19 protein-coding genes are annotated in these 18,952 nt (G+C 62.7%); 12 read left to right on the top strand and 7 right to left on the bottom strand.

What is annotated here, in order from left to right; all coding sequences use genetic code 11:
- Positions 1-109: 109 nt before the first annotated feature.
- Positions 110-1,084 carry a tetratricopeptide repeat protein gene (locus GRAN_RS16205; RefSeq protein ID WP_128914009.1) on the top strand — a complete coding sequence of 325 codons (975 nt, stop codon included), beginning with the start codon at positions 110-112 and terminating at the stop codon, positions 1,082-1,084.
- On the opposite strand, the gene GRAN_RS16210 is transcribed toward GRAN_RS16205, so the two are convergent.
- From GRAN_RS16210 to GRAN_RS16220, 3 genes are all read right to left on the bottom strand, one after another.
- On the bottom strand, positions 1,074-1,490 hold the full coding sequence (locus GRAN_RS16210) for a DUF3224 domain-containing protein (RefSeq protein WP_128914010.1): 417 nt from the start codon (positions 1,488-1,490) through the stop codon (positions 1,074-1,076). The genes GRAN_RS16205 and GRAN_RS16210 overlap by 11 nt on opposite strands.
- Positions 1,491-1,523: 33 nt before the next feature.
- On the bottom strand, positions 1,524-2,114 hold the full coding sequence (locus tag GRAN_RS16215; protein WP_128914011.1) for an NADPH-dependent FMN reductase: 591 nt from the start codon (positions 2,112-2,114) through the stop codon (positions 1,524-1,526).
- Between the two features lie 118 nt (positions 2,115-2,232).
- Positions 2,233-4,086 carry a tRNA nucleotidyltransferase/poly(A) polymerase family protein gene (locus GRAN_RS16220; RefSeq protein WP_128914012.1) on the bottom strand — a complete coding sequence of 618 codons (1,854 nt, stop codon included), beginning with the start codon at positions 4,084-4,086 and terminating at the stop codon, positions 2,233-2,235.
- 195 nt (positions 4,087-4,281) lie between these two features.
- Between GRAN_RS16220 and GRAN_RS16225 the strand changes: the two genes are divergently transcribed.
- The 7 genes from GRAN_RS16225 (at position 4,282) to GRAN_RS16255 (ending at position 10,736) form a co-directional block, all read left to right on the top strand.
- Positions 4,282-4,806, top strand: a complete 525-nt coding sequence (locus GRAN_RS16225; RefSeq protein ID WP_128914013.1) for a DUF6982 domain-containing protein — start codon at positions 4,282-4,284, stop codon at positions 4,804-4,806.
- Positions 4,807-4,827: 21 nt separating this feature from the next.
- The gene (lpxD, locus tag GRAN_RS16230) at positions 4,828-5,847 is read left to right on the top strand and encodes a UDP-3-O-(3-hydroxymyristoyl)glucosamine N-acyltransferase (protein ID WP_128914014.1); all 1,020 of its coding nucleotides are present in this window, start codon (positions 4,828-4,830) and stop codon (positions 5,845-5,847) included.
- Between the two features lie 61 nt (positions 5,848-5,908).
- Positions 5,909-6,262, top strand: coding sequence for a hypothetical protein (locus tag GRAN_RS16235; protein WP_128914015.1), 354 nt, complete (start codon positions 5,909-5,911; stop codon positions 6,260-6,262).
- 32 nt (positions 6,263-6,294) lie between these two features.
- Complete coding sequence (gene tmk / locus GRAN_RS16240; protein ID WP_128914016.1) at positions 6,295-6,993, top strand: dTMP kinase; 699 nt, start codon at positions 6,295-6,297, stop codon at positions 6,991-6,993.
- A gap of 5 nt (positions 6,994-6,998) precedes the next feature.
- Entirely contained in the window at positions 6,999-7,472 is a 474-nt protein-coding gene (locus GRAN_RS16245) for an SRPBCC family protein (RefSeq protein WP_128914017.1), read from the top strand.
- A 136-nt stretch (positions 7,473-7,608) separates the two neighbouring features.
- Entirely contained in the window at positions 7,609-9,039 is a 1,431-nt protein-coding gene (locus GRAN_RS16250) for a cytochrome P450 (RefSeq protein ID WP_128914018.1), read from the top strand.
- 371 nt (positions 9,040-9,410) lie between these two features.
- Positions 9,411-10,736 carry a serine hydrolase domain-containing protein gene (locus tag GRAN_RS16255; RefSeq protein WP_241654711.1) on the top strand — a complete coding sequence of 442 codons (1,326 nt, stop codon included), beginning with the start codon at positions 9,411-9,413 and terminating at the stop codon, positions 10,734-10,736.
- Between the two features lie 34 nt (positions 10,737-10,770).
- Here GRAN_RS16255 and GRAN_RS16260 read toward each other — a convergent pair whose 3' ends face one another.
- Positions 10,771-11,094: a hypothetical protein gene (locus GRAN_RS16260; protein WP_128914020.1), complete on the bottom strand. Its 324-nt coding sequence runs from the start codon at positions 11,092-11,094 to the stop codon at positions 10,771-10,773.
- Between the two features lie 181 nt (positions 11,095-11,275).
- Between GRAN_RS16260 and trhO the strand changes: the two genes are divergently transcribed.
- Positions 11,276-12,049 (top strand): oxygen-dependent tRNA uridine(34) hydroxylase TrhO, encoded by a 774-nt coding sequence (gene trhO, locus GRAN_RS16265; protein ID WP_128914021.1) that lies wholly within the window; start codon positions 11,276-11,278, stop codon positions 12,047-12,049.
- On the opposite strand, the gene GRAN_RS16270 is transcribed toward trhO, so the two are convergent.
- Together GRAN_RS16270 and GRAN_RS16275 are read right to left on the bottom strand one after the other, a co-directional pair.
- Positions 12,012-12,332 carry a hypothetical protein gene (locus tag GRAN_RS16270; RefSeq protein ID WP_128914022.1) on the bottom strand — a complete coding sequence of 107 codons (321 nt, stop codon included), beginning with the start codon at positions 12,330-12,332 and terminating at the stop codon, positions 12,012-12,014. The genes trhO and GRAN_RS16270 overlap by 38 nt on opposite strands.
- Complete coding sequence (locus tag GRAN_RS16275; protein WP_128914023.1) at positions 12,329-12,727, bottom strand: hypothetical protein; 399 nt, start codon at positions 12,725-12,727, stop codon at positions 12,329-12,331. Before GRAN_RS16275 ends, GRAN_RS16270 begins: the two co-directional genes overlap by 4 nt.
- Before the next feature lie 209 nt (positions 12,728-12,936).
- On the opposite strand from GRAN_RS16275, the gene GRAN_RS16280 reads away from it, so the two are divergent.
- A complete protein-coding gene (locus GRAN_RS16280; protein WP_241654714.1) occupies positions 12,937-13,869 on the top strand; it encodes a mechanosensitive ion channel family protein in 933 nt (310 codons plus the stop codon).
- Positions 13,870-13,927: 58 nt separating this feature from the next.
- Here GRAN_RS16280 and GRAN_RS16285 read toward each other — a convergent pair whose 3' ends face one another.
- Complete coding sequence (locus tag GRAN_RS16285) at positions 13,928-15,775, bottom strand: S8 family peptidase (protein ID WP_128914024.1); 1,848 nt, start codon at positions 15,773-15,775, stop codon at positions 13,928-13,930.
- Positions 15,776-16,206: 431 nt separating this feature from the next.
- Here GRAN_RS16285 and GRAN_RS26350 point away from each other — a divergent pair, with 431 nt between their 5' ends.
- On the top strand, positions 16,207-17,583 hold the full coding sequence (locus tag GRAN_RS26350; RefSeq protein WP_241654717.1) for an ABC transporter permease: 1,377 nt from the start codon (positions 16,207-16,209) through the stop codon (positions 17,581-17,583).
- Positions 17,584-17,861: 278 nt separating this feature from the next.
- Entirely contained in the window at positions 17,862-18,701 is an 840-nt protein-coding gene (locus GRAN_RS26355; RefSeq protein WP_338323445.1) for an FtsX-like permease family protein, read from the top strand.
- The last annotated feature ends 251 nt before the right edge of the window (positions 18,702-18,952 follow it).

Raw genomic sequence — 18,952 nt, forward strand, 5'->3', positions numbered from 1 at the left:
CGCCCCGTCAAACCGTAACCTAAGTTCCGCCCGGCAGATCATCGCCGGGCGACTTTGATCGAAACCACAATTTCTGCGCATTCGGATATCGAAAGACAGGCACACGCCCATGATCCTCAAGTCCGCTCGTCTCGCCGCCGTCGCGATCCTCGGAATCGGCATCGGCCTCACCGTGCTCCCCACCCCGGCTTTCGCCGTGAACAAGGATATGGTCCAGCTCCAGACCCAGATCCAGCAGCTTCAGGACGCCGTCGCCCGCCTTCAGCAGTCGAACGACGAGCGCATGGGTGTGCTCAAGGATCTCGTCCAGCAGTCCGCCGACTCCGTCAACCGCATGAGCCTCAACATGGACGCACTCCAGAAGCAGATGCGCACCCAGGAAGAAGCCCAGGGCACGAAGCTCGACCAGGTCTCGACCCAGGTCCAGGCGCTCAATGACTCGCTGGACGAGATGAAGGCGCGCATCGCCCACCTCGATAAGGCTTTGCAGGACATCCAGAACCAGCAGCAGGCCATCTCCGCGCAGGGCGCCGCACCTGCTGGCGGATCTGCCCCGGTAACTGCGGCCCCAGCGACCCAGCCGGATAACACCACGCCGCCCCCATCCGACCTCGCTCCTCCACCTCCTAGCCGTCGCGGAGGCAAGCCAAACGCCCGCATTCCTTTGGGCGGCAACCCCGCACCCGCCGCAAGCTCGGCTCCACCCGTCTCCGACCTCTACAAAACCGCCCTCGGCGACTACATGGCCGCCAAGTACCCCCTCGCTTCGGCCGAGTTCAACGACGTGATCCACGCCTACCCGGAAGAATCCCTCTCCGGAAACTCCTGGTACTATCTCGGCGAAATCGACTATCGCGCCGGCCATTACCCCGCTGCGGTCAAGGACTATGACCATGTCCTCGAGCAGTTCCCCGGCAACCCCAAGATACCCGCCGCCCAGCTTCATAAGGGCCAGGCCCTCATCGTCCAGAAGCAGAACGAAGCCGGCATCCGCGAGTTCAAATCGCTGATTGCCCGCTACCCCAACTCGCCCGAGGCCACCCAGGCCCGGAGCAGGCTCAACGGGATGGGCGTCAGGCGCTAGTCAGAGAATCCCCGTCCGCGAAGTCATAAGTAAACTCGTACCGATGTGCCCCACCCTCGATCTGGATCGTCATCTCCCCGTAAAGCCCCTGTAACTCCCCCGTCCCCGAATCCGGCACGACGCGAATCGAAAGTCCCGGCTTCCCGCGATCCATCGTCCCGTTGTGCTGCAGCACGAACGAGCCGTGCCGCCCGCCAAGCTCACCCACAACGCGCTCCATCGCAACGTAGCCTGCCGACCCCTTCGTTTCGGTCATCGCACTCAGCATCTGGCCTTTGCTCGTCGCGGTCAGCTTCCCATGGAACTGCTTGTCCAGCGACATACGCCCAAGCGAAGGATCACCAACACCCTCCACCTCTTTCTGAGGTACGACTTTCACTTCAAAACTCCCAATCGCCTGCGGCATCCCGATCCTCTTTTCGCCCAAGAATGAGAGACGCTAGTATGGCACCCCAAGCGCCCTCTCGGCTTTGAACGCCCGCATATACCAGTCGAACTCCTTGAAGAACTTCCCGGACTTTTCGGCAAGCTCCTGCGTCAGCGGCACGCCAGCCTCGCTCAAGGCCGTTCCCACCGACGGGATCGGCTGCAGCGAGGGAATCGTCGGCATCCCCACCTCGGCAAGCAGCGACCGGAGCCCCATCGCTCCACGCACTCCGCCAAACGGCGTCGCCGAATAGCAGACGATTGCCGACGGCTTGAAGAAGTAATCCTGTAAGAAGTAGTCGATCAGGTTGATCAGCGCCGGAGGCGCCGTGTGGTTGTACTCCGCGCTCACGATACAGAACCCATCCACCCGCGCATAGAGATCCGCCAGCGGCTTCAGCTTGGCCTTCAGAGCCGAATCCTCTGCCGAGTCGCTATCCTTCACTTCCTTCCACATATTTGCCAGTAACGGAAGCTCCACCTTCGCCGGGTCCACCACCACGACCTCATGACCCGCCTTCGTCAACTCAGCCTTGACCCACTTGGCAACCCGTTCGCCCATCCGCTCCGGCCGTACCGATCCAAGCAACACCGCAACAACCATGACCTCACCTCAGGCTGGTCAGATGCGCGCCTCGCGACGAAAGCTGCTAGGTCATACAGAAGTGAGACAAAGCAAGGGCACAGGCGAAGCTGTGCCCTTGCCCGCAATCGATATTCGACTAGCGCTTCTTGGCTGGAGCCTTTGCAGCCTTCGCCGCAACCTTCACTGGAGCTTTGGCAGCAACAGCCTTTGCAGCCACTGCCTTTGCCGCTACGGCCTTCGCTGGAATGGCCTTCACCCCAACCGTTCCCTTCGAAGCCGACGCCGGCGCCTTCGCTGCAACCTTCTTTGCCGCGGCTGGAGCCACCGGCTCCTTCTTCTTCACCACAGGGACCTCAGGCTCAGGTTCCGGATCTGGAGCGGCCTTGGCCTTCCCCTTCGCCGCCGCCTTGGCAGGCTTCGCGGGTGGTGCTTCCTCTTCCTCGTCGTCGTCCTCGTCATCTGAGTCGCTATCGAGGTCGTCGTCGTCACTCATGTCGCCCAGGGCCTCGCCAACGAGATCCGGCACATCCGGAAGCTCGATAGCATCCTCAGCGTCGTCGTCATCGTCGTCATCATCCGCCCCGGAGCCCTGGTTCTCTTCGAGTTCATCGTCATCCTCATCCTCGGAGACGGCGGCTTTCTTGCCCCTGCCCTTCGCGCCCTTGGCATCCTTCTTGGTTGCGCGCGCTCGCTTCAGGTTCACCGGCGGAGGCGGCGCGGGAGGAGAATACGGCTCGAGGAATGCCTTCATCTCCTCGGCCGTACCCAGCCTGCCATCCATCAGCTCGAAGAACAGCTTTTCGACAAGTTCTTTATATTCTGGCAGTTCCGGAGTAATCCGCATCTCGAGCATGAGCGTGTACGGAATCGTCTGCCGCACCTGCTGCCACTCCCCGAAGAAGCTCTTGAACTTCGCCTGGATTGCGGTGCTCTTGCTCGTGTACGCGACGTACAGCACAACATCCGCCTTCGCCGACGTGATCAGCTTGTAAGCCGCCGAGGGAGCCGCCGAACTCTTCCCGCCAAGCTGCGTCGCAAACTCCTTGCCCTCCGCCTCAAGCCCGTCAATCTCCGCCACGAAGCCCGGACGCGGGAAGCTTGCCTTCAGCGCCTCGACTTCTTTCGCGTTCATCTTCGCTGTCAGCAGCGGAAAGTTCACGGCAGACGGATCAGGATGAACGCTCTGCAACTGCAACTGCGTCTGGATCTCCCGAACCTTGTCCAGCTCCGCGACGTTCGCTTTGGCTGAATTCCAGGCCGGAGAGACGATCTGCATCCAGCCTTCGCTTTCGAGGCGCTTCATCACGCGCAGCGGATCTTCCTCGTGAACGATCTCCTCGGCTTCATACCCGCGCGACCAGTCCTGCATCGCGCTGATGTAGCCCTCTTCCTTGCCGGTGTCGTACCGTGTCTGCGTCTTTTCCTCGAGCGTCCAGCCGAGACGCGCCGCGAACCGGGCCGCCCGGATCATCCGGACAGGATCCTCGATAAACCCATAGTTGCTAGCCAGCCGAAGCTGTTGGTTCTCGATGTCCGCCACGCCATTCAGCGGATCCATCAGGAGCCCATAGGATCCTTCGTTCAGCGACAAGGCCATCGCGTTCGCCGTGAAGTCCCGGCGACGCAGATCGTCCAGAATGGTCGACGCCTTCAGCACCGGCTTACCAGGCTTCGGGTGGGTCGCTGTCATCGTCGCCGCAACCTCGACCCGGACACCACCAGGAAACGTCAGGTAAAGTGCCTGCGCCGTGTCATGCGACCCAGTTACGACCGCTCCGGCGGTCTCAAGCTCTTTCCGCAATTTCAGCGCATTGCCCTGCACCGCGAAATCCAGGTCACGCACCGGTGACCCGCTGGTCAGATCGCGAACCGCGCCGCCAACCAGAAATAGTGTGAGCCCCTTGGCCCGCACAATTTCGCGCAGCGAGCTAAGTGCATTCTTTTGTGCTGTCGAGAGTCGATTCTCGAGCAGGTAGATATAATCGGCCATGGGTTCTGCTTCGCTCCTGCCCTTGCTTTCTGGGCTCCGCCTATCGCCTAAATGCTGACGAATCAAGCCTTTACGCGGACTTTTTCGACCGGCGCAAAACTCGAATGTATCATAGAATGCGTTGTCTGACTACTCCGCGACGCACTGTTTCTGATGCACCGAACTGCACCGCAGTCACACAACGACCCCAGTCTCATGGCCTCATCCCGCAAGAAAGTTATTGTTCGCCTCCTCTCGGGCGACCTCCTCCACGGCTACCTCCCCGCCGCCGCCTTTGTGCGTCACGAGCCGCCCGCCGCCGCGCTGCTCGACCTCCTCGATCTCGCCGGTCGCATCCTGCCTCTCGCATTGCAGGACATCAAGCTCATCCACTACGTCCGCGATTTTAATCTCGACGACACCCGCAACCCCGAGCGCCTCACCCGCACCGCCTTCCTCGCCCGCCCACGCAACGAGGGCCTCTGGCTCTGCATCACCTTCGCAGCTGGAGATCAGCTTGAGGGCCTCGCCCCCCTCGACGTTACCCTCCTCGACGGCCTCGTCGAAGACTCCGGACTCTTCCTCACCCCACCCGACGACCGCACAAACACCCACCGCGTCTTCGTCCCACGCCCGGCGATCGCAGCGCTCCAGCTCCTCGCCGTCGTCACCACCCCATCCCGCAAGGTTGCGAAGCCCTCCGCCGACCCTCAGCCCAACCTCTTCCCCGAGACTCCCTAGCCCGGCAGCTAAAATCACCCCATGAACCTGTCCGACCTGGCCCGCCACCTCGACGCCACCCTCCACGGCGACCCCACCGCCAATATCACCGGCATCGCCGGTATCGAGGACGCGGGCCCCGGCCATCTCACCTTCGTTGCCAACCCGAAGTACGCCTCCCTCGCCCGCACCACCAAAGCCTCCGCCATCCTCGTCGAGCCCGAGTTTCCCGAGATCGCCACCTCGACCCTCCGCCTCGCGAACCCCTACCTCGCCTTCGCCCGCGCCATCGAACTCTTCTACACCCCACCCGCCTACGCCCCAGGCATCCACCCCACCGCCGTCATCGACCCCACCGCCGTCATCGGGGCCAACGCCCACATCGGCCCCTACGCCGTCATCTCCGCGAACGTCATCCTCGGCGACGACGCCATCATCCTCGCCCACGCCGTCCTCTACCCCGGCGTCCGCGCAGGCTCGCACCTCTTCCTCCACGCCCACGCCATCGTCCGCGAGCACTGCGTCCTCGGCGACCACATCACCATCCAGAACGGAGCAATCGTTGGTGCCGATGGCTTCGGCTTCGCCCGCCAGCACGGCCCCAACCAGCTTCCCGGCGGTCCCTGGTACAAGATCGTCCAATCCGGCCCCGCCGTCCTCGAGGACAACGTCGAAATCCAGGCCAACGCCTGCATCGACCGCGCCAGCATCGGTGAGACCCGCATCCAGGCCGGGGCAAAGATCGACAACCTCGTCCAGGTAGGCCACGGCTCGAACGTCGGCCCCGCGACATTACTCTGCGCCCAGGTCGGCCTGGCCGGATCGACCACCATCGGAAAAAACGTTATCCTCGCCGGCCAGGTCGGCGTCGCCGGTCACTGCACCATAGGCGACGGAGCCATCGCCACCGCGCAATCCGGCATCCCCAACGACGTCGCCCCCGGCAAAACCGTCAGCGGCTACCCCGCTATTGACAACCGCCAGTGGCTCCGCTCCGTAGCCATCTTCAACAAGCTCCCCGACATCATCCGCGAGCTCAAGCGCCGCCCGACCAACGAATGAACCGGCCATCTGCTCCCCACCCCCTACTCCCTCCCTCACCCCGCCCTGCTACCCTAACCGAATGCGTCTCCTGCCCCACCTGGCCCTGGCCGCTCTCTTGCTCCCGCTCGCCGGCTGCCACTCCGCCTACATCGAAGCCGACGTGATGAACCACACCACGCAGCCCATCCAGCTCCTCGAAGTCGACTACCCGAGCGCCAGCTTCGGCACCCAGAACCTCGCGCCCGGCGCCATCTATCACTACCGCTTCAAGGTCCTCGGCTCCGGCCCCACCAAGCTCCTCTACACCGACGCTTCGCACAAGGACCACACCTCATCCGGCCCTGCCTTCAAAGAAGGCGACGAGGGCCGCCTCACCATCGACCTCACCGAATCCGGCCCCACCTGGAAGTTTCAGACCCACACAAACCCATAATTCGCGAACGTTCTTTCGGTAAACTCACCCTTATGGCACGCGGTTTCTTCATCACCTTCGAGGGCCTCGACGGCTCCGGCAAGACCACCCAGCTCCGCCGTCTTGCCACCTACCTCACCACCGCCGGTCATACGGTCGTCACCATGCGCAATCCCGGCTCAACCTCCCTCGGCGACCGCATCCGCACCATCCTGCTCGACTCCCGCTCCGAAGCCGCTCTCGGTCCCATCGACCCAATCGCCGAACTCACCCTCATGTTTGCCGACCGCGCCCAATCGATCGCCGAGGTCATCCAGCCCGCGCTCGCCGCCGGGGCCATCGTCCTCTGCGACCGCTTTACCGACTCCTCTGAGGCCTACCAGGGCGGAGGCCGCCAGCTCGGCGCCGAGCGCGTCCTCGCCCTCCACGCTGCCGTCTGCGACAACCTCCAGCCCGACCTCACCCTGCTCCTTCTGCCATCCCTCCACACCTCGCTCGCCCGGGCCCGCCGCCGCAATCAGCGCTCTCTCGCCGTCACAGGCACCGACGAAAACCGCTTCGAGCGCGAGTCAGACGAGTTCTACACCCGCATCCACACCGCCTACATGGCCATCGCCGTCCGCGCACCCGACCGCGTTCTCACCCTCACCGACGACTCCTCGATCGACATCATCGAGCTCCAGATTCGCGCCGCCGTCGAAGCCCGCCTCGAAGCCCAGGCACCCTTGCTCCAGCCCGAGGAGACCCGGTAAACCCGATGAGCCAGCAAGCCACGTTAGCCGACCGCGAACTCGTTCTCGTCCGCACCCTCAACGCCCCACGCGCCAGTGTCTACCGCGCCTGGACTGAGCCCGCTCTTCTGAAGCAGTGGTTCGCACCCCTGCCCTACACCACGCCTCTCGCCGAACTGGATGTCCGCGCCGCCGGCTCCTCTGTCATCACCATGCGCGGCCCCGACGGCACGGACTTCCCCAACCGCGGCGTCTATCTCGAGGTCATCCCCAACCAGCGCCTCGTCTTCACCGACGCTTACACCACTGCCTGGGAACCGTCCGAAAAGCCCTTCATGACGGTCACCATCACGCTCGAAGACGACGGCGACAAGACGATCTACACCGCCCGTGTTCTGCACTGGTCCACAGCCGACCGCGACATGCACGAGAAGATGGGCTTCCACAAAGGCTGGGGCCAGTGCGCCGACCAGCTCGAAGCCGTAGCCGCGAAGCTCTGACGGCAAGCGCCTCAGTTGTTGATCCCGCCATCACCCGCCCCCGTCCTCACCACGTCATGAACTGTAAGGGTTCGTCGCTTGCGTCTCCACCAGCGATCTCCCATCGTCTAAACGAGAGGCTTATCCGTACCCGCCCATGACCACTCCCCCCGTAGTCGAACTCGACCCGAAGCTCGCCCCGCCAGACGAGGCCGAGTGGAACATCCCCCCCGGCCTCCGCTACTCCCTCCCCATGTACGCCTTCAAACCGTGGGTCCGCATCGGCCACCCCATCCTGCTCTTCGAGTACCTCCATAAGACCTTCGGCAACATCGCCTGCTACCGCCTCTTCAACACCTACATCATCTTCGTCAACGAACCCGAGTACATCCGCGAGATCCTCATCAACCAGGCTCCCTCCTTCATCAAGGAGCGCACCCTCAAGCGCATGAAGATCCTCCTCGGCGAAGGCCTCATCACCTCCGACGACCCCATCCACATGCGCCAGCGTCGCATCGCCGCCCCGGCCTTCCATCGCCAGCGCATCGCCGCCTACGGAGAGCGCATCTCCGCCTCCGCCGCCGCCCAGCGTGACCGCTGGCAGCCCGGCCAGGCCCTCGACATCGCCGCCGCCATGATGGACCTCTCGCTTGAAATCGTCGCTCGCACCCTCTTCGACACCGAGGTCACCGACGAGATCCGCAGCATCAACGACGAGGTCAACACCATCATGGGCCTCTACAACTACCTCATCGGCCTCCCCGCCCTCGAGTCCTACCTGAACTGGCCAGTCCCCGGCGTCATGAAGTTCCGCCGCTCCCGCAACCGCCTCAACGCCACCGTCGACCGCCTCATCGCCGCCCACAAGAAGGCCGGCGTCGATAAGGGCGATCTCCTCTCCATGCTCCTCAGCAGCCGCGACGAAGAAGCCGACGCATCCGGCGAGCACACCGGCATGTCCGACACCCAGGTCCGCGACGAAGTCCTCACCATCTTCCTCGCAGGCTACGAGACCGTGGCCAACGCCCTCACCTGGACCTTTTACCTCCTCAGCCAAAACCCCGAAGCCGAAGCCCGCCTCCACGCCGAACTCGACGCCGTGCTCGGCACAGCCGACGGCACCCATCGCCTCCCCACCCTCGCCGACTACCCGCAACTCCGCTACACCGAGCAGGTCTTCGCCGAAGCCATGCGCCTCTACCCCCCCGCCTGGGCCATGGGCCGCATGTCGACCAAGCCGGTCACCCTCGGCCCCTGGCGCATCCCACCCGGAGCCCACTTCTTCTTCTCCCAGTACATCGTCCACCGCAGCGCCGAGTTCTTCCCCGACCCCCTCCGCTTCGACCCCGACCGCCACTCCCCCGAGAACAAGGCCGGCCGCCATAAATTCGCCTACTTCCCCTTCGGCGGAGGAGGCCGCCAATGCATCGGCGAAGCCTTCGCCTGGATGGAGGGCATCTTCTCCATCGCCACCCTCGCCAGCCGCTGGCGCATGACCTACCTCGGCACCGAACCGCCCATCCCTCAGGCCAAGATCACCCTCCGCCCCCGCGACCCCCTCATGATGCGCCTCATCCCACGCACTTAGGTTCTTACTACCACTATCCTTACCCCCTGAACCGAACCCGTCGCCCGAAATTGCCGAGAATTAAGCCTTTCGGGAAACGTCGGTGCCTATGTTCGATAAGCAGAGGTATGGTGGGCCTAAACGGCCAAACAAGCAAAGAAACCCAACACCAACATGGGTATCGAAACCTAACCTGTCTGCTGATCGCAACTCCCGAGTGACAATAGAAGCCTCTGGCCACGCAGGCACCGAGCATGTTATTTACGATGGCGATCGACGACGAAAGACTCGTCCCTAGTAACTTGGAGACTGGAGCGGCAATGACATCAAAGCGAATTTGGATAGGCCTGTTGGCCGGAATTCTACTTAGCCACATATTGCACGCGCAGTCAGTGGACAAAATCGATGCCGGCCTGAAGAGCCAAATCGACCGCATCGCCGAAGGTGTGCTGAAGCAGCGCGGCGTTCCCTCAGCCTCGGTCGCGGTAGTAAAGGGCGGCAAACTCGTCTACACGCACGCCTACGGTCTGGCCCACATCGATCCCAACACACCCGCGACACCGGACATGCGCTACTCCATCGGGTCCGTCTCGAAGCAGTTCACGGCGGCGGCGATCCTGCTGTTACAGGAACAGGGAAAACTGAAGCTCGACGACGCAGTAGGCAAGTACGTCCCGTCCCTGACGCGAGGAAACGAAGTAACGGTCCGCCAGATCCTCAGCCATACCTCGGGATACCAGGACTACTGGCCGGAAGACTACCTGATGACCCCGATGATGAAGCCGGAGACAGCGCAGCAGATTCTCGACACCTGGGCGAAGAAGCCGCTGGACTTCGATCCGGGGACAAAGTGGCAGTATTCCAACACCAACTATGTGATCGCCGGTCTCATCGTGGAGAAGGTGAGCGGCCAGCGGCTCATGGAGTTTCTTGGCCGGCATATCTTTCATCCACTCGGCATGAAATCCGTATGGGATTCGGATGAAGCAAAGCTGACCTCGACCGACGCCACGCCCTATATCCGCCACGCACTCGGTCCTCTTCGCCTGGCCCCTAAGGAAGGCCGCGGATGGATGTTTGCCGCGGGAGAGCTCGCAATGACGGCCCATGATCTGGCCCTGTGGGACGAGAGCCTGATCGCCCAATCGCTGCTGAAGCCGGAGAGCTACAAGCAGATGTTTACCGAGGTCAAACTCAAGGATGGCAGCGGCACGCAGTACGGACTTGGTGTGGACGTCAAGATGCGGGACGGGCATCGCTCCATCGAGCATGGTGGCGAGGTAACCGGCTTTGTCTCGGATAACGAGGTCCTCGTCGATGACGGTGTCGCCGTCGTCGTACTCACCAACCACATGGCCGGTGGAGCGGAGACGATTGCGCAGCTTACGGCGGCGACGGTTGCCGGGACTGGGGTGCAGTCCGACGCGGAAAAGCAGACCCTGGCGATCTATCGCGGGCTGCAACAGGGAAAGATCGATCGCTCCCTGCTCGCTCCAAATCTGAACGACTACTTCTCCGAGCAGACCGTGGCGGACTTCAAAGACAGCCTCGGGCCCTTGGGAGAGTCGCTGACGTTCAGGAAACAAGGCGAGCAACTGCGCGGCGGGATGACGTTTCGCTCGTTCCAACTGGTGTATCCGGACAGGCGGCTCTACTTGTCGACCTACACCTATCCGGATGGGAAGCTGGAGCAGTTCCTGGTCGATCCCGCCAACTAAGGCAACCTTGCTTACGGGCGGTTTCCTCCCGTCGCTATCGTCTCGATTGCGGAATGCGACCCAGCCGCGGATCGTGGCTCAGGATGAGGTCACATGCGCGAAGAGCTTCCTTCTCGAAGTCCGCGCCATCAGCCGGAATGAGAAGCCAGTGACCTATCTTGCCGCCCAGACCCTGGATAGCGCGAAGCGAAGGTAAATCTTGGCGAAGCTTCTTGTCCATTGGGTCGGTGCCTTCGGAAAGGACGAGCCACACGCCGTTGTCCAAAGGATGTTTCGCACGATCCAGCAGCATCAGGAAGAGGTGGTCGCCGACATAGACCGCCCATCCCGAAAACATCCGGCGCACCTCGGGATGCAACGCCTCAAGGGCCTCCAGAACAAACGGATGTGGCGGTCTCTGCTTGGGCTTGGGCTCGGAAAGACGCGGCATCTTGGTCCTCATACAGCGATTCTTACATTGCTCTATCCCGGGCGGTAGGTCGGGAAAAGCAGGCAATGGTGCCGAAACAACCTCGGAGATGTTCGATACTAAGAGGGTCATGGTTACAGTCGCGGCTTTTTATCGGTTCATCGCAATAGAGGATCCTGCGGCATTGCAGGCGGAGCTGAGGTCGGCTTTCACTGAGGAGGAGCTGCGTGGCACCCTGCTGATCGCTCCGGAGGGAATCAACGGAACCCTCGCTGCTTCTTCCGAAGTGATCGAGCGTCTGCTGACCCTGCTCGCGGAACGCACTGGCTTGGAGCGGCCAGCGGTCAAGTTTTCAAGGGCGGCGGAGAATCCATTCGGCCGGCTCAAGTTCAAGGTCAAACAGGAGATCCTGGCATTCCGCCGCGCGGTGGTGGACCCGTCGAAGGCGGGAACGTATGTCGCGCCGAAGGACTGGAACGCGCTCATCGCCGACCCGGAGGTCCTTGTACTCGATACGCGCAACACGTACGAGACGGAAGTTGGCACATTTCGTGGTGCCGTCGACCCGAAGATCGAGACGTTCTCCGAGTTTGCAACCTACGCCCGGAACGAACTCGACCCGGCCAGGCATACGAAAGTAGCAATGTTCTGCACGGGCGGAATCCGCTGTGAGAAGGCCTCGGCGTTCCTGTTACAGGAGGGATTCGCCGAGGTGTACCACCTGGAGGGCGGAATCCTGCGCTACCTGGAAGAGATTCCAGTCGAAGAGAGTACGTGGATCGGGGAGTGTTTCGTCTTCGATCGGCGTCGCGAGGTCGGGAGCGAAGATCTGGGCCTGGACCAGGCCGACGCGCATCTGGCTAGCCCTACCGATCCGTCCGCATCCGTTCCTTCACACTCTTAGCCAGAAGCTCCACCGCCTCGGCTTTCCGCACCACATCCAGCGACAGCTCATTCTTATTGCTCTTCTCGACGCTGACCTTCAACTCCGCCGCCATCTTCACCAGCTTCTCAGTGTCCTCCAGGAGCTTCTTCTGCTTCTCGGACATCGGAGGCTTCTCCCCAACCGCCCGCGTCGCCAGCCCCGCCGCCGGAGCCTGCACGCCCGCCGGCGCAGCCGCCTGCCCCAATCCGGCAGCCGCCAACCCCGCCATCATCAGCCCCACCAGCCACGCATGCCGAATCATCGCGACCCCTTCATCCGGTCCTTCACATTCCGCGCCAGCTTCTCAATCGATTCCGCCTTGCGAAACGTATCCTCCCGCGATGGGTCTGCGCTCCCGCTGACGCTCGCCTGCAGCTCCGCCGCCGACTGCAGAATCTGATCCGCCTCCTTCATCATCATCTTCTGCCGCTCCGAAATGATCATCTTCGCGCGTTTCTCTTCCATCGCCTGACGCCCCGCCGTATCGAACCCATAATCGGATGAAGACGCGCCCCCGCGGCCGGAGGCGTCCGAAGCCGAGGGCAACGAGCTTCCCGGCATAATGGATCCGGAAGAAGCGCCTCCACCGTTATTCCTCTGCAGACCAAACCCCGCCCGCCCAACCCCCACCCCAAGCAGGCAAACGAGCAACCCCAAGCAAGACCCCAGACCGACCCGACCCGACCGTCCCATGCCCCTTACCCTCGCCTTCGTGTTCCCTTCCGTCCCCCATCCAACACAACCGTCGACCACATCCCAGACACCCGGTGCCAAGGCATCCTGCTACCCTTTAGGCCTACTCACGCATCCATCAGGAAGCACCTAAAACAAGATTCGAGCTCCGCTCGGACAGATCGAGATACGTCATGATGCTCCTTTCCCTATTTATCCCGCAAGATGAACCCGTCATTCGCACCATTGAACGCGACTGGCACCAGGACATTCTCGTCATGCTCCGCGACCGCCTCCCCAAGGTGGTCGTCGCCCTCATCTTCCTCTTCATCCTTCAGCGCGTCGTGCATTTCTTCGTCAAGCGCATGCAGCATCTCGCCGACCGCAACACCAGCAACCTCCATCGCGCCGCCCAGCTCCGCACCGTGGCCTCCATCGTCCGAGCCACCTCCTACGGCATCCTTGGAGTCTTTGCCTTCCTGCAGATTCTCGTCCTCTTCAACATCTCCTATACCGGCCTTCTCGCTCCCGCAGCCACCCTCGGTGTCGGCATCGGCCTCGGTGCGCAAAGCCTCTTCAAGGACATCATCAACGGCGTATTCATCCTCATCGAAGACCAGTACAACGTCGGCGAAGTCGTTAAGATCGCCGCCCTCCAAGGCACCGTCGAAAGCCTCACCCTCCGTGCCACCACCCTCCGCGACGGCGACGGAACCGTCTACATCGTCCCCAACTCCCAGGTCGCCACCGTCGCCAACCTCTCCCGCGACTACTCCGTCGCCACTCTCAGCATCTCCGTCGACGCCTCCGCCAACCCCGACAACGTCATGGAGGTCCTCAACCGCCTCGCCGAAGCCATCAAATCCGACGCCGCCTTCGCCAGCGTCATCCTCTCCAATCCGGCCGTCCTCGGCGTCAACGACATCAAGGGCCGCGAGGTCATCTACCCCATCAACTTCCGCGTACGCGCCAACCAGAAAGACGGCGTCCTCCGCGAACTACGCCGTCGCATCATCCTCGAGTTCGAAAAGCAAGGCATCCCTCTCGGTGTCTCCGCCGACATGCTCGTCATGCAGCGCAAGGTCGACCCCACCGCCCCACCCGCACCCCCATCCATCGGTGTCTGATGAACAAACATCGATGCCTCCCGAAACCACCAGGAGGCATCGATGCTAAACCGCAAGCCTACTGCTCCAGCGGTGCAGAAGCCCCCCAAAGCGCAGTCGACCCAGCCACCGCGCTCGAAGCCCCCCACAGCGCCGTCGACCCGTTGACGTCTGAAGCGCCCCAGAGCGCGGTCGCCGCCTCAGGCGTCCCGGCGCCCCATAGAGCCGTCGCGCCCCAGAGAGCCGTGAAGGCCTCCGGATCGTCCGCGCCCCAAAGTGCAGTCGCCCCCCACAGGGCCGTCGAAGCCCCGTTGGGCACATCGAACGCGTCCGCTCCATAGACATTGCTCGCACCCCAAAGAGCTGTAGCCCCCCAAAGCGCCGTCTGGTCCGTCACCAGCGTCACCCCGTTCGAGGGGTCATACGTCGCGACAGGAGACATCGCCGTCCCCGCCGGCACGGTCGCCGCATTCGCCAACGCATCCGTCAGCGTAGCCGCCACATCCAGGTACCCCGCGCCAATCGTGAACGGATCGTAGTGCGCGTTGTACGTCGTCCCCGACGCCGGATCGGTCACGCTGCTGCTCTGCGGAAAGTAGCTCTTGTTCGAGTCCCGCATCAGCAATGCCTTCACCTGGTCAGGATGCAGCGATGGCTGCGCCTGCAGCAGAAGCGCCACCGCCCCACTCGCAACCCCCGTCGCCATGCTCGTGCCGCTCAACGGAAAGTAAGTCGTGGATGCCTTCTTCACATCTCCATTCGTCATGTAAAACGAGTTCAGCGTGACGAACGTCGGGTTATTCACCGCAAGCGGATCGTTCGGGAATTGAAGACTCGTCACCAGATTCCCCGGCGCGACGATATCCGGCTTCGTGAAGTGATCGATGAACGTCGGCCCCTTCGAGCTGTAGCTCGCGATCAGGTCGTCGGTCATCGCCGCCGTCGCCATCGTCCGCATCGCCCCAACCGTCAGCACGTAAGGATCGTTGCCCGGGGCCTCGACTGTCCCATAGCCCTCTGGATTGAGCGCAAGATCGCGGCCGTTGTTCCCCGCGGCCGCGACAACCACAATCCCCGCCTTCCACGCCTGCTCGACAGCCAGGCAAAGTGGGTCCTGCGCATAGCTCTCCCAGATCGGACGTCCCAGCGAGAGATTGATCACCCGGATATTGAACATGTTCTTCAACGCAATCGCCCGCTCGATCGCCGCAATCACCGACGAGTCGCTTCCCGAGCCCGTCGCATCCAGCACCTTCAGGTTGATCAGGTTGGCATTCGGGGCCGCCCCGGAGAACGTGCGGTAATACTTCTTCCCCGTCGAGTCCGTCCCGTTCCCCGCGATCAGCCCGGCGACATGCGTCCCGTGGCCATATTCATCGAACACGCTCGAATCACCCGGCACAAAGCTCTGGCTGTAAAGGATGCGGTACCCCACCGTCAGCCCGCCGACCTTCCCGGTCAGATCGTCCACCGGGTTGATCCCGCTGTCGATCACCGCGACGCCGATGCCCGTTCCGTCATACCCCTTCGCCCACACCAGCGGAGCATTGATCGGCTCGGTCGTATACTCAGCGGCTGTCACCGACACCTGCCGCGCACTCAGGCGTCGATCACGCGACACGTAGGCGACGTTTGGGTCGTTCGTTAGATCCTCAAGAGCGGTGGCCGGTACATTGGCACTGACGGCATGGATGGAGTGCAACGTCTTGCTGAGCAGTCCGCCTCGGGCCGTGATCGCACTGCCTTGCGTCGTAGTGGGATCCTGCACATAGCGGATGATGACGGGAACCGTCGAACCTGGCGCGGATTCGGTCAGATCCTTGGAGAGTTTCGGGTTATGCGGGGCCGGGGGAGCAGCAAAAGCGTGGACCTGCAGGCAGGCGAAAAGACCCAGCGTAGGGCTGAGGAAGCGAAACAAGTGCTTCATGGGGTGAGACTCCCGAATGTTGGTAAACGCACGTCTCTGCGTGCTTCCTGAACATCATGCAGGCTAACGAACGCGCCCACCATCTCTCCAGATCTCCTCCTGACCTTCTCAGGGGGCTATGCCTCTTGTCTGGCATAGCCTACTCCCGCGGAGGAATCTCTGCGTCTGGAAACACCACCCTATTCCCCGAATTAAAAAATAACTACGCATCAAAAGTTGTACTGAACACACCGGACCTCCTGCCGATACACGGCAATTCGACCTTGTTCGATCGAGATAGGTCCGAAGCACAACGCAATCTATCCCCGGGGTCCACTACCGGACACCATCCTCCGTATCCGGACAGACGCCCCGCCCAACGAAGGAAGCCGGAACGGCTTTGCTTGAACTTGAGTACGTTTCATTGGCCAACAACATGCAAAGGATGTGCCATGACCGCTCTGTTTCGTGACCTGAGAATCGCCGTCCGTCACCTCCTCAAAGCTCCGGGCTTTACCGCGACCGCCGTCCTCATGCTCGCGTTCGGTATCGGCGCCACCACGGCCATCTTCTCGATCGTCGAAGGCGTTCTCCTCCGTCCGCTTCCCTTCGCCGAACCCGGCCGGCTCATGGTCCTCTCCGACATCATCGAAGGGACCCATGTCAGCGCATCCAATGAGGTCGGCGTCACCGCGCCCGACATTGTCGACTATGCCGGAGGTACCCATAGCTTTGCCGCGCTTGGCGGTTACAACGAAACCACCTTCGAGCTCTCCGCTGGAGCTGACCCAGCCGTCGTCCACGGAGCCTGGCTCACTCCCGGCGTCTTCCCCACCCTCGCCGTCCAGCCCATCCTGGGCCGCGTCTTTACCCAACAGGAGGACGAGCAGCACCAGCAGGTCGCCGTCCTCAGTTACTCCACCTGGCAGAGCCGCTTCCACGCCAGTACAAACATCATCGGCCAGAAGATCCTCCTCGACCGTAAGCCCTACGTCGTCATCGGCGTCATGCCTCGCACCTTCGAGTTTCCCCTCGCCACCGGCCACCTCAACCGCACCGAAGTCTGGGTTCCCACCAGCTTCACCGCCCAGCAGCTTAAGAACAACATCGGCAACTGGAGCTACCACATGGTCGGCCGGCTCAAACCCGGTGTCACCCCGGCGCAAGCCACTACCGACGCCACCGCGACCGCAGCCGAAATCATGCGGAGCTATCCCGCCTTCCTGTCCAGCTTCCACATCCACCCGGTCGTCCGTCCTCTTCAGGAGGAGACCATCGAAGAGGCCCGCCCGCTCATCCGCACGCTCTTCTTCGCCGTAGCCGTCGTCCTCCTCATCGCCTGCGCCAACCTCGCCGGTCTTCTCCTCGTCCGCGCCATCCGCCGCCGCCGCGAGATGGCCGTCCGCCTCGCCCTCGGAGCCACGGCCGCAACCCTCCTCCGCCAGGCCATGCTCGAAAGCCTTGTCCTCAGCATCGCCGGAGGTCTTCTCGGTCTCACCCTCGCCTCGGCGGCCCTGCGCGCCGGCATAGCTTTCCTCCCCGAATCCCTGCCCCGTATCGGTGAAATTGCCCTTGACGGCCATGTGGTCGCGTTCGCCCTCACGCTCGCCATCCTGACCGGCATCCTCTGTGGGATCGCCCCCGCCTTCTCCGCGGCAAACGCAAGCGTCAATGAAGCTCTGAAGGAAGGTGGTCGCACCGGAACCTCCGGGGGCAGCCATGCCCGCCTCCGCTCCACCCTCGTGGTCGCCGAGATCGCTATCGCCATGGTCCTCTTGGCCGCCTCCGGGCTCCTCCTCCGCAGCTTTGAGCGCATGCGCGCCAGGTAGACCTCGGCTTCCGTCCCGACCATACGCTCACTGCCTCGTTCAACCTCCCGGAAAAGCAGTACGCCACCCAGGCAGCCGTCGACTCTTTCAACCGCGAACTCCAGCGCCGCCTCCTCGCAACTCCCGGAGTCACCAACGCCGGCATCTCCAACTACCTGCCCGCCTCAGGCGACGGAGGAAGCACTCAGGGCTTTCTGCCCGAAGGCTACGTAGCTCCCCAGGGCACAACCCTCGACCTCGCCACGAGCGTCCGCGTCGAGGGCGACTACTTCCGAGCCATGGGTATCCCGCTCCTTCGCGGACGCTTCCTCAACCAGGACGACCGCCTCGACTCTCAGCTCGTGGTCGTCATCAACCATCGCATCGCCGAGCAGTCCTGGCCGGGGCAGAACCCTGTCGGCAAGCGTCTCCGCATTGGCTCCGAGAGCATGAAGACCCCATGGCTGACCGTGGTCGGCGAAGTCGCCGACGCGAAAAACGCGGGCCCCGACGAGCCAACGAAACAGCAGTTCTACATTCCCCTCTCGCAGGAAGAGCCCAGCAAAGGACAGCGGAAGACCGCCGGCGACGTAGACGGAAACTTTGGCTACATCGCGATCCGCACCTCCATCCCACCCGAGCAAATGGAGAACGTCCTCCGCGCCGCCGTCCGCGAGATCGACCCGCAGCTTCCCCTCGACCAGGTCCAGACCATGGAGCATGTCGTAGCCGCCAGCGAAGCCCCCCGCTCCTTCAACACGGCCCTCATCTCCGCCTTCGCCGCCGCCGCCGTGCTCCTCGCCATCCTCGGCATCTACAGCGTCATCGCCTTCTCGGTAGCCCTCCGCATGCAGGAGATCGCGATCCGCATGGCGCTCGGTTCCCAACGAGTCGGCATCGTCCGGCTCATCCTCAGCTCCGGAGCAAAGCTGGCCGTCATCGGCTGCGCCATCGGCCTCGTCGGAGCCCTCTTCGCCTCCCGCCTCTTAGGCTCGATGCTCTTCGAAGTAAGCGCCTTCGACCCCCTCGTCCTCACCGCCGCCACCCTCTCCGTTCTCCTCCTCGCTCTGGGCGCAACCTTCCTCCCCGCCCGCCGCGCCGCCGCCATGGACCCAATCACCACCCTCCGAGCCGAATAGCCGGCCCATCGCGGGTAGCAGTCACGGCTGCCGTGGCACCTAAGGCTGAGGTCGCAGTTGTCCTTGCCGTTCTGCTTGTAATTCCCGAAGGGAATCTGCGTCTGCCGTTGCCGTACTGGTTGTCATTCCCGAAGGGAATCTGCGTTTGCCGTTGCCGTTCTGGTTGTCATTCCCGAAGGGAATCTGCGTTTGTCTTTGCTTTTGCTGTTGCTTCCCTCCCACCATCACCCCAAAAAAGCTGTCAAGCCCCT

The sequence above is a fragment of the Granulicella sibirica genome, from assembly GCF_004115155.1.
In the GTDB taxonomy this organism is placed as follows: domain Bacteria; phylum Acidobacteriota; class Terriglobia; order Terriglobales; family Acidobacteriaceae; genus Edaphobacter; species Edaphobacter sibiricus.